7 protein-coding genes and 3 pseudogenes are annotated in these 10947 nt (G+C 72.3%); 6 read left to right on the forward strand and 4 right to left on the reverse strand.

Annotation, left to right across the window (positions count from 1 at the left end; genetic code table 11):
- The 3 genes and pseudogenes from EYA84_RS17410 to EYA84_RS17420 form a co-directional block, all read left to right on the forward strand.
- Positions 1 to 324, forward strand: a pseudogene (locus EYA84_RS17410) (valine--tRNA ligase); the annotation flags it as partial.
- Positions 325 to 434: 110 nt separating this feature from the next.
- Complete coding sequence (locus EYA84_RS17415; RefSeq protein ID WP_236145819.1) at positions 435 to 1706, forward strand: folylpolyglutamate synthase/dihydrofolate synthase family protein; 1272 nt, start codon at positions 435 to 437, stop codon at positions 1704 to 1706.
- Positions 1703 to 2164 carry a DUF4233 domain-containing protein gene (locus EYA84_RS17420; protein WP_131054118.1) on the forward strand — a complete coding sequence of 154 codons (462 nt, stop codon included), beginning with the start codon at positions 1703 to 1705 and terminating at the stop codon, positions 2162 to 2164. Before EYA84_RS17415 ends, EYA84_RS17420 begins: the two co-directional genes overlap by 4 nt.
- A gap of 24 nt (positions 2165 to 2188) precedes the next feature.
- Here EYA84_RS17420 and EYA84_RS17425 read toward each other — a convergent pair whose 3' ends face one another.
- Entirely contained in the window at positions 2189 to 3664 is a 1476-nt protein-coding gene (locus EYA84_RS17425; RefSeq protein WP_131054119.1) for a VOC family protein, read from the reverse strand.
- Positions 3665 to 3807: 143 nt separating this feature from the next.
- Here EYA84_RS17425 and ndk point away from each other — a divergent pair, with 143 nt between their 5' ends.
- Positions 3808 to 4233, forward strand: a complete 426-nt coding sequence (gene ndk / locus EYA84_RS17430) for a nucleoside-diphosphate kinase (RefSeq protein WP_131054120.1) — start codon at positions 3808 to 3810, stop codon at positions 4231 to 4233.
- A 59-nt stretch (positions 4234 to 4292) separates the two neighbouring features.
- Here the strand turns inward: ndk and sigJ are convergent, their stop codons facing one another.
- Both sigJ and EYA84_RS17440 read right to left on the reverse strand, forming a co-directional pair.
- Positions 4293 to 5219 carry an RNA polymerase sigma factor SigJ gene (gene sigJ, locus EYA84_RS17435; protein ID WP_236145818.1) on the reverse strand — a complete coding sequence of 309 codons (927 nt, stop codon included), beginning with the start codon at positions 5217 to 5219 and terminating at the stop codon, positions 4293 to 4295.
- Positions 5168 to 5608, reverse strand: coding sequence for a carboxymuconolactone decarboxylase family protein (locus tag EYA84_RS17440; RefSeq protein ID WP_131054121.1), 441 nt, complete (start codon positions 5606 to 5608; stop codon positions 5168 to 5170). Before EYA84_RS17440 ends, sigJ begins: the two co-directional genes overlap by 52 nt.
- A 475-nt stretch (positions 5609 to 6083) precedes the next feature.
- Between EYA84_RS17440 and ileS the strand changes: the two genes are divergently transcribed.
- Both ileS and EYA84_RS17450 read left to right on the forward strand, forming a co-directional pair.
- Entirely contained in the window at positions 6084 to 9281 is a 3198-nt protein-coding gene (ileS, locus tag EYA84_RS17445) for an isoleucine--tRNA ligase (protein ID WP_131054122.1), read from the forward strand.
- 176 nt (positions 9282 to 9457) lie between these two features.
- Positions 9458 to 10144, forward strand: a pseudogene (locus EYA84_RS17450) (lysophospholipid acyltransferase family protein); the annotation flags it as partial.
- A gap of 167 nt (positions 10145 to 10311) precedes the next feature.
- Here EYA84_RS17450 and EYA84_RS17455 read toward each other — a convergent pair.
- A pseudogene (locus EYA84_RS17455) lies at positions 10312 to 10947 on the reverse strand (hypothetical protein); the annotation flags it as partial.

Genomic DNA, 10947 nt, shown 5'->3' on the forward strand with positions numbered 1-10947 from the left:
CACGAACCGCTGATCCGGTCGCTCGCGCGGCTCGACGCGCCCGCCGACGACTTCCAGGCCAGCGCCACGCTGGCCATGGCGGGCGAGGTCAACGTCGCGCTGGACACCCGGGGCTCGATCGACGTGGCCGCCGAGCGGGCGCGACTGACCAAGGACCGGACGGCGGCCGAGAAGGAGGCCGGGCAGGCCCGGGCGAAGCTGGACAATCCGGCGTTCGTCGGCAAGGCCCCCGAACCGGTCGTCGCCAAGATCCGTCAACGACTGGCCGTCGCCGAGGCCGACCTGGCCCGGATCGACGCCGCCCTGGAGGCCCTGCCCTCGTGAGCGACGACCGTACCGAGAACACCGATCGTGGTCGGCCGCGCGGCGACCGCGCCGCGCACGCCGCCTTCGCCCAGGCGGAGGCGGAGCTGGCCGGGCGCGGTTTCACCCGGATGGTGTTCGAGCTGGACCGCATCTCGTCCCTGCTCGACCTGCTGGGCAGCCCGCAGCGGGCGTACCCGTCGATCCACCTGACCGGCACCAACGGCAAGACCTCCACGGCCCGGATGATCGACTCGCTGTTGCGGGCGTTCGGGCTGCACACCGGCCGGTACACCAGCCCGCACCTGGAGAGCGTCCGGGAGCGGATCAGCCTGGACGGCGAGCCGGTGGACGAGACCCGGTTCGCCGCGGTCTATCAGGAGATCAAGCCGCTGGCCGAGCTGGTGGACGACCGGTCGGCGGAGCCGCTGACCTACTTCGACATGACCACCGCGCTGGCGTTCGCCACGTTCGCCGACGCTCCCGTCGACATCGCCGTGGTCGAGGTGGGCCTCGGTGGCGCCGAGGACGCCACGAACGTGATCCAGGCCGGGGTGTGCGTACTCACGCCGATCGGGTTGGACCACACCGAGTGGCTCGGTGACACGCTCCAGGACATCGCGGTCGCCAAGTCCGGCATCATCCACCCCGGCGCCACGGTGATCTGCGCGGCGCAGGAGGAGGAGGCCGCCGAGCCGATCCTGCAACGCTGCGCCGAGGTGGGCGCGACCATCGCCCGCGAGGGCGCCGAGTTCGGCGTGCTGCGTCGGGCGGTCGCCGTCGGCGGGCAGGTGCTCACCCTGCAAGGACTCGGCGGGGTGTACGAAGAGGTGTTCGTCCCGCTGCACGGCGCGCACCAGGCGCAGAACGCGGCGCTGGCGCTCGCCGCCGTGGAGGCGTTCCTCGGCGCCGGCGCGCGGCGGCAGTTGGACGTGGAGGCGGTCCGGGAGGGCTTCGCCACGGCCAGCTCGCCGGGCCGCCTGGAGCGGGTCCGGAACGCCCCGACGATCCTGCTGGACGGTGCGCACAACCCGCAGGGGATGGCCGCCACGGTCACCGCCCTGCAGGAGGAGTTCGCGTTCAGCAAGCTGGTCGCGGTGGTGGGCACACTGGCCGACAAGGACGCGCCGAGCCTGCTGGAGCTGCTCGAACCGGTGGTCGACCAGGTGGTGGTGACCCGTAACAGCTCGCCCCGGGCGCTGCCGGCCAAGGAGTTGGCCGCGCTCGCCGCCGAAGTGTTCGGGCCGGACCGGGTCGAGGTCGCCGAGGAGATGCCGGACGCGATCGAGGCGGCGGTGGCGCTGGCCGAGGAGGACGTACCGGGTGAACTGGCCGGGGTCGGGGTGCTGATCACCGGCTCGGTGGTGACCGTGGCCGACGCCCGCCGCCTGCTGAAGCGATGAGCGAGCCCACGGGCGCGGCCCGGCCGGACGAGACCCCCGAAACCATCACCGGTGGCGGTGCCGGATCGGGGCAGCCCGAGGGCGTTCCCGGGACGGACGGTGACGGTCCGCCGGGACAGCGCCGGTCCGGGCTGCGTGATCCGCAGCGGGCGGTACGCGGACTCGGCGCAGGCACCCTCGCGCTGGAGGCGCTGGTGCTGCTGCTGGCGATCCAACCGATCCGGGTCGTCGGCGGTGACCTCGGCGGTCCGGCGCTCGCGGCGGTGGTGACGCTGGCCGTGCTGGCGGCGCTGCTGGCCGGGCTGATGCGCCGACCCTGGGCGTGGCAGGCCGGCACCGTGTTGCAGGGTCTGCTGCTGCTGTCCGGCCTGCTGCACTGGGCGCTGTTCGCGCTGGGCGTCATCTTCGCGCTGGTGTGGGCGTACGCGTTGCACGTCCGTCGGGTGATCCTGGGCTGACCGGCGTCCGTGCCGGTCGGCGGGTCACGCCTCGGCGCGTTCCCGCCACTGGGTCAGGGCGATGCCGTGCCCGTCCGGGTCGCGGAACGCCGCCGCCCACACCTCCAGCTTGGTGCCCCGGTTGACCACCCGGGGCGCGTAGGTGAACCGGACGCCCGAGTCACGCATCCGCTCGTAGGCCGACTGGATGTCGTCGACGTCGAGGTTGACGTGCACCAGCCGCCGGTTCATCGGCTGGGCGCCGGTCACCTCGCGCAGCACCAGCCGGGTGGCCCCGGAGGAGAGGACCGCGTTGCCGTTGCCCCGGTCGACCTCGCGGAAGCCGAGCCGGTCCCGATAGAACTCCAGCGATCGGGACAGCTCGGTGACGAGCAGGGTGATGCCCACACCGCTGATCGGGGCGGCCAGGTCGGCGGTGTCCGGGTCGAAACCGAAGATCGCCTCGTCCAGTTCCCGGTCGTCCACCTGCGGATCGTCGGGGTCCGGGGCGCCGGTCGCCGCCGCGTGCACCGGCTCGTCCTCGTGCGGTGCCGACCGGGTGTGCCCGGCGGTCGTCGGGTACGGGTCGTCCAGCGGCAGGTCCAGCGGGTCGAGGGGGCCCGTCGGGGCGGAGGGCGGATCGGCCGGTCGTCCGGCGGCCGGTGCCGTGCTCGGCGTACCGGTGACCGGCGCGCCGGCCGGGTGGTCGTCGCGCGGCAGGTCGGCGAAGAGGTCGGTCTCGTCCGGGGCGGCGGCCGTCGCGGCGAACCGCTCCTCGGCGGGGGTACGTGGCGCGGGCGTGGCGCGGCGGGGCAACGGGGCGTCGCTACTCTGCTCGACCACGGTGCCCTCCAGCACCACGGGTCCACCCGGGCGCTGGCGTACCCGGACCGGGTCCCGGGACTCGACCGGCTCGACCGGGTCGTCGCGGAGCGGGGTGCCGAGCGGGTCACCCAGCGGGTCGTGGAAGTCGTCCTCCGGCGGCCGGTCGGCCCACGGCGGGGCCTGCTGCCCGATCAGCACCTCGTCCGGCGGGCCCTGCCCGACGAACTCGTCGGCGAACTCGGGCGGCAGGTCGGCGGTGCCGGCCTCGGCGTGGGTGGGCACCTCGTCCCAGAGCACCCGGACGTGTCGCGGGTCGTCCAGCGCCACCCGGATCGGCAGTGTCTGGCCCAGCGACGGCCACTTGGCGACCGGCACCCGCGGCTCGATGATCTTCTTGGACCGGGGCGGCAGCCCGGGCGCGTCGATCACGAGCTGGAGTTCGCAGCGGCCGAAGGCGTACTGGGTGGGTGGTTCGGAGGCGCTGTGCACGTGCCCGGCGCCGACGACCCAGGTGCGACCGCCGCCGCGTACGGTGGCCAGCGCGATCGCCAGCACCAGCAGGGCCACACCGAGCGCCACGATGGCCCAGCTCGTCATGCCCAGCCCGAACAGCACGACGAAACTGGCCACGGTGCCGAGCACCGCCGCGATCAGTTTGCGTACCGGTGCGATGGGTCGGTTCCCGCCGTTCGCCACAGTGGACCTCCCGGGTGGTCAGGGCCAGGCTAGGCCGGATCGGGGGCCGGGGGAAGGACCGACCACCGCGCCGGGGCCGGGACCGGGTCGCTAGGCTGACCGTACCCAGCCCGACCGACTTACGCCCTCAGGAGGAACCCAGCGTGTCCAGCAGCAGCCCGGACGAGCGCACGCTCGTACTGATCAAGCCCGACGCGGTCCGCCGCGGCCTGGTCGGCGAGATCGTCTCCCGCTTCGAGCGGAAGGGGCTGCGGATCGACGCGATGGCGTCCCGGACGATGGACGCCGCGCTGGCCGACGAGCACTACGCCGAGCACGTGGACAAGGCGTTCTACCCGCCGCTGAAGACGTTCATGACCAGCGGCCCGTTGGTCGCGCTGGTGCTCTCCGGCGACCAGGTGATCGACGTGGTGCGGGGTCTGATCGGCGCCACCGACGGACGCAAGGCCGTCGCCGGCACCATCCGGGGCGACCTCGCCCTGTCCAACCGGGAGAACCTGGTGCACGCCTCCGACTCCCCGGACAGCGCCAAGCGCGAGCTGGCGCTCTGGTTCCCCGAGCTGGGCTGACGACCGCCTCCCCGAGTTGGGCTCACGACAGCGGCGAGCCGGCCCGTCGACGGGCCGGCTCAGGTCGCCCAGGGCAACTTGTCCGGGTTGGCGACCAGGAAGATGTCGGTGATCCGACCGTCGGCGGTGCCGAGCATGACCGCATACCGGGAGCCGCCGGCGGTGATCACCACGGCGGCCGGCTGACCGTTGAGTTCGGTGCGGTGCACGGTGAGCGGCCAGCCCTTCTCGCGGACGCCCAGCAGGAACCGGACCACCCGGTCCGCGCCGGTGATCGGGTTGCGGGCGGCACTCACCCGACCGCCGCCGTCACTCCAGGCGATCGCGTCGGCGGCCACCAGCTCGGTCAGCCTCCGCAGGTCACCCTCGCCGGCGGCGGCGATGAACGCCTCCAGCAGTCGCTCCTGCTCCGCCCGGTCGGCGGTGAACCGGCGCTGCTCGCGCCCGATCCGGGCGGCGGCCCGGTGGTGCAACTGACGGCAGTCCTCGACGGAACGGTCGAGCAGCTCGGCGATCTCGGCGTACGGCAGCTCGAACGCGGTGTGCAGGACGTAGACCGCGCGCTCCGGCGGGGTGAGCCGCTCCAGCAGGTGCAGCAGCGCGGTGGAGAGCGAGTCGCGCAGTTCGGCGCGTTCCAACGGGCCGAACGGTGACGGTGCCGTCGGTACCGGCTCCGGCAGCCACTGCCCGACGTACGCCTCCCGGGTGGCCTGCCGGGCCCGCAGCCGGTCCATGGACAGGTGGGTCACCACCCGGGACAGGTAGCGGCGTGGCTCGGTCACCCGGCTCCGGTCGACGCGGGCCCAGCGCAGGTAGGTCTCCTGGAGCACGTCCTCGGCGTCGTGCCGGCTGCCGAGCAGCCGGTACGCCAGACCGAGCAGCATCGGCCGGTGCGCGTCGAGCGCACCGGCCGCCTCCGCCGCCTCCGCCGGGTTCAGTCGTCCGACGGGAGATCGTTGCGGAAGGTCACCGCGATCCGGTTCCACACGTTGATTGTGGCAATCGCCAGGACCAGGTCGGCGAGCGCCTTCTCCGGCCAGACCTTCGCCGCGTCCTCCCACACGTCGTCGGGTACCCCGTGTTCGCCGAGCCGGGTCACCGCGTCGGTCAACGCCAGCGCGGCGCGTTCCCGCTGGTCGAAGAAGGGCGCCTCGCGCCAGGCGGCCACCGCGAACAGCCGCCGGCTCGACTCACCCGCGCCGAGCGCCTCCTGGCTGTGCATGTCGACGCAGTACGCGCAGCCGTTCAGGATCGAGGCGCGCAGCTTCACCAGCTCCAGCACGGTGTGGTCCACGTTCGCCCGGACGTACTTCTCCAGCCCCATCACGGCGCTGAACGCCCCTGGCGCCACCTCCGCCACGTTCATCCGCTGCATGACAACCCTCCCGCTAGATCGCTCCGACACCCCCACGACGGGCGCACCCCACAGGGCGTGACAGGTACACCCTGTGACGCCGGTCATGGAGGCTCGTCGTGGAGGTGCGCGTCGATCATGGACTCGTGGTCGGTGATTCGCCCCGTGCGGCCCGGTTTGCGACTGCCGGGACTCCATGATCGGCGGGGTGGGGTTATCGGGAGGAGGGGGACGGGTGGGATGGGTATCATGGGTGGGTATGGCGATGATCCGGCAATCACCGGTGAGCCTCCGGAAGAACGGCCGGGTGACCGGCTCAGTAGAACCGGACGGGGTCGGCCCGTCACAGCCGGTCAACGAGCGGGTGGTCGTACTCCGGCCACCAAGCGGGGTGGTACCGCGGGCCCGGCCCGGGGCGCCGGTGACGGCGTACCGGTGACGGCTCGTCCTCGCAGACCCACACGACAGTGAGCGTCAGCGAGGAGAGCGACCCCCGATGGGCTATCCGTTGCACGACCCGACCGCCACCGGCGTCCCGGCCAGCCCGGACCTGCCCGCGGTCGAGCGCCGGGTGCTGGAGCACTGGACGGCCGACAAGACCTTCGAGGCCAGCGTCGAGCAGCGTCCCGCCTCCGGCCGGCAGCCGGAGACGGCGACCGGTGCCTCGGCCGGTGACGCCGACAACGAGTACGTCTTCTACGACGGCCCGCCGTTCGCCAACGGCCTGCCGCACTACGGTCACCTCTTCACCGGGTACGTCAAGGACGTGGTGCCGCGCTACCAGACCATGCGCGGCCGGCGGGTGGAGCGGCGCTTCGGCTGGGACTGCCACGGCCTGCCCGCCGAGGTGGTGGCCGAGAAGCAGCTCGGCATCACCAGCAAGGCGGAGATCCTCGACCTCGGCGTGGCCCGGTTCAACGACGCCTGCCGTTCCTCCGTGCTGGAGTTCACCCAGGACTGGGAGCGGTACGTCACCCGGCAGGCCCGCTGGGTCGACTTCGCCAACGACTACAAGACCCTCGACCTGGACTACATGGAAAGCGTCATGTGGGCCTTCAAGACCCTGCACGACAAGGGTCTGATCTACGAGGGCTTCCGGGTGCTGGCGTACTGCTGGCGGTGTGAGACGCCGCTGTCGAACACCGAGACCCGGATGGACGACGTCTACCGGGACCGGCACGACCCCACGTTGACCGTGTGGTTCGGGCTGACCGCCGACGAGTCCGCGCCGGAACTGCTCCGGGGGCCGGTCCGGCTGGGCGTCTGGACCACCACGCCGTGGACGCTGCCGTCGAACCTGGCGCTGGCCGTCGGGCCGGACATCGAGTACGCGGTGCTGGACCGCGACGGCGAGCGCTACGTCGTCGGCGCCGGTCGCCTCGGGGCGTACGCCAAGGAACTGGAGGGGTACGAGCAGGTCGGCACGGTACGCGGCGCCGACCTGGTGGGGCGGCGGTACACCCCGCTGTTCGACTTCCTGGTCGCGCAGGCCGGACCGCAGGCGTACCAGGTGCTCGGCGCCGAGTTCGTCACCACCGAGGACGGCACCGGGATCGTGCACCTCGCACCGGCCTTCGGCGAGGACGACCAGAACGTCTGCAACGCGGCCGGCATCCCGACCATCGTCACCGTGGACGACCACACCCGGTTCACCGGGCTGGTCCCGCCCTACGAGGGCGAGCAGGTCTTCGACGTCAACAAGCCGGTGATCCGGGAGCTCAAGGAGCGGGGGGTGGTGCTGCGGCAGGACACCTACACCCACTCGTATCCGCACTGCTGGCGCTGTGACACCCCGCTGGTCTACAAGGCGGTGTCGTCGTGGTTCGTCGCGGTGACGACGTTCAAGGACCGCATGGTCGAGCTGAACCAGCAGATCAACTGGACGCCCGGACACATCAAGGACGGCTCGTTCGGCAAGTGGCTGGCCAACGCCCGGGACTGGTCCATCAGCCGGAACCGGTTCTGGGGCTCGCCCATCCCGGTGTGGCGCTCGGACGACCCGAACCACCCGCGCGTCGACGTGTACGGGTCGCTGGAGGAGATCGAGCGCGACTTCGGCGTACGCCTGACCGACCTGCACCGGCCGGCGGTGGACGACCTGGTCCGCCCCAACCCGGACGACCCGACGGGCCGGTCGACGATGCGCCGGGTGCCGGAGGTGCTGGACTGCTGGTTCGAGTCCGGCTCGATGCCCTTCGCCCAGGTGCACTACCCGTTCGAGAACCGCGACTGGTTCGAGAGCCACTACCCGGGTGACTTCATCGTCGAGTACATCGGGCAGACCCGGGGCTGGTTCTACACCATGCACGTGCTGGCCACCGCGCTGTTCGACCGGCCGGCGTTCCGCAACTGCCTCAGCCACGGCATCCTGCTCGGCTCCGACGGGCGCAAGATGTCCAAGAGCCTGCGCAACTACCCGGACGTCTACCACGTCTTCGACTCGTACGGGTCGGACGCGATGCGGTGGATGCTGATGTCGTCGCCGGTGCTGCGGGGCGGGGACATGCCGGTCACCGAGTCGAGCGTCCGGGACGCCGTGCGGCAGGTGCTGTTGCCGCTCTGGAACGTCTGGTACTTCTTCTCGCTGTACGCCAACGCCGACGGCTACCAGGCGAAACGGAAGACCGACGCGGTGGCGACCGGTGCCGGCAGCCTGCTCGACCGGTACGTGCTGGCCAAGACCAACGAGCTGGTCGAGACGGCCGGCGCGCAGATGGACGCGTACGACATCTCGGGGGCCTGCGCCACCGTCCGGTCCTACCTGGACGCGCTGACCAACTGGTATGTGCGTCGCTCGCGGGACCGGTTCTGGGCGGGCGACACGGAGGCGTTCGACACGCTCTGGACGGTGCTGGAGACGCTGTGCCGGGTGGTGGCACCGTTGGCGCCGCTGACCGCCGAGGAGATCTGGCGCGGGCTGACCGGTGAGCGGTCGGTGCACCTGACCGACTGGCCGCGTGCCGAGGACTTCCCGGTCGACCACGAGCTGGTGGCCGCGATGGACGCCACCCGGGCGGTCGCCTCGGCGGCGCTGTCGCTGCGCAAGGCCAAGGGTCTGCGGGTCCGGCTGCCGCTGGCGAAGCTGACCGTCGCCAGCCCGGCGGCCGAGCAGCTGCGGCCCTTCGCCGACCTGGTCGCCGACGAGGTCAACGTGAAGGAGGTCGTCTTCACCGACGAGGTGTCGGCGTACTGCCAGCAGGTGCTCACCGTGGTGCCCCGGGCGCTCGGACCTCGGGTCGGCAAGCAGGTGCAGCAGGTGATCAAGGCGGTCAAGGCGGGGGAGTGGGAGCTGGTCGACGGCGCCCCGGTCGCCGCCGGGGTCACGCTGGCCGAGGGCGAGTACGAGCTGCGGCTGGTCGCGGCCGACGCCGAGCACTCCGCCCCGCTGCCGGGTGGTGAGGGGGTGGTGGTGCTGGACACCGTGGTCACCCCCGAACTGGCCGCCGAGGGGCTGGCCCGGGACGTCGTCCGGGTGGTCCAGCAGGCCCGCCGCGACGCCGACCTGGACGTCTCGGACCGGATCGCGGTGACGGTGTCGGCCTCGGCGGAGGTGCGCGCGGCGGTGTCCGGGTACGCCGAGTTCGTGGCCCGTGAGGTGCTGGCGGACCGCGTCGACTTCGCCGACGAGCTGGACGGCTTCGCCGGTGAGGTCGGCGAGGGCGAGCAGGTGACGGTCGCGGTGCGTCGCGTGTGAGCTGACGTGTGTTGATGTGTAAGGAAGGGCCCCCTACTAACGCCTGCGGTAGTACCGGGGGCCCTTCCTAACATCCGGCACCCAGCCTGCGGACCTGCCCGACCTCGCTCCGGTCGAAGTGCGACGGTCCGCTACGGTGACACCGCCCCTACCTCACTCGATCCGCCGGAGGACCAGTGCCGCTGCTCTACACCATCGGCAGGTACACCGTGGCCCCGGCACTGCGGCTGGCCTTTCAGCCGAACGTGGAGGGGCTGGAGCACATCCCGGCGACCGGCGGCGCGATCTTCGCGGGCAACCATCTGTCCGTGGCCGACGAGTTGTTCCTCGGCACGGTGGTGCCTCGGCACCTGGCGTTCTGGGCCAAGTCGGACTATTACAAGGGTACCGGGGCGAAGGGTGCGTTCCATCGGTTCGTGCTCAACGGCCTGGGCGCCATCCCGGTCGAGCGGGCCGGCGGGCGGGCGGCGTTGACCGCCTTCGACGCGGCGATCCCCGCACTCCAGGGCGGCGACCTGGTCGCCATCTATCCCGAGGGGACCCGTTCGCCGGACGGCCGGCTCTACCGGGGACGCACCGGCACCGCCCGGCTGGCGCTGGCCGCCGGTGTCCCGATCATCCCGGTGGGCATGATCGGCACCGACAAGGTGCAGCCGATCGGCGCCCGGATGCCGCGACCCGGGGGCGCGAAGATCACCGTGCGGTTCGGCAAGCCGCTGGACTTCACCGGCCGCTCGGCGGACCGGACGTCGCTGCGGGAGATGACCGACGAGCTGATGGCCGAGATCCAGAAACTGACCGGCCAGGAGTACGTCCCGCGCTACGCCCCGCCCCGCGCGAAGCCGCCCGCCCCGGGCGAGCCGACGCCGGGCAGCCCGACCACGGGTGGGCCCGCCACGGGCGAGTCGCACCCGGGTCAGTCGACGCCGGGGGAGTCGGCTCCGGGTCAGTAGACCCCCGGGTCGGTCGACCCCGGGCGGGCCGACCGCAGGCCGACCGCAGGCTGAGCGCAGGCCGCGGACGGGCCCGCTCAGCCGCCCTTCGTCGAGACGATCTGTCGCCGCATGGTGGCGAGCAGCTCGGCACTGTCGTCCACCGAGAGCCCGGTGAAGACCGCGCTGGTGATGCTGCCGTGGTCGACCGAGGTGCAGACCACCACCCCGACGCCGTCGACGTTGCCCACCGCGCACCGCTCGTGCCGCCCCCGCACGCCGGTCTCCACGACCTGCGCCTCACCGAGCGAGTACTGCTGGGTGAGGCGTTCGATCTCGCCGTCGGCGTCGGCCGAGGGGGCGAAGCGGAAGCCGGTGCCGCCGAAGACGGTGACCTGCTTGCCGGCGCCGGTGGTGTAGATGCCGGCGAAGGTGTCGTCGGCGAGCAGGTGCGCCTGGCGCATCTGCGTCTCCAGCCGTCGGGCGGCTTGCGTACTGCGGTCGTCCTGGCGGAGTTCCAGATCGGCCACCTGGCTCGGCAGCGAGGCGTTCGCCGGGTACTGGCTGGCCATCGGGACGCCGTAGTAGGCCGGGCAGCCGCAGCAGCAGGCGATGGTCAGCAGCAGCATCCACGGCCAGCGGCGACGCTTACGGGGACGGGCGTACCCCGGAGGCGCCTGCCAGCCCGGCGGCGGTGCGGGTGGCCCGGTCTTCCGTCCCCGCCAGCCCCGGAT

It is taken from the genome of Verrucosispora sp. SN26_14.1 (assembly GCF_004307965.1).
Lineage (GTDB): Bacteria > Actinomycetota > Actinomycetes > Mycobacteriales > Micromonosporaceae > Micromonospora.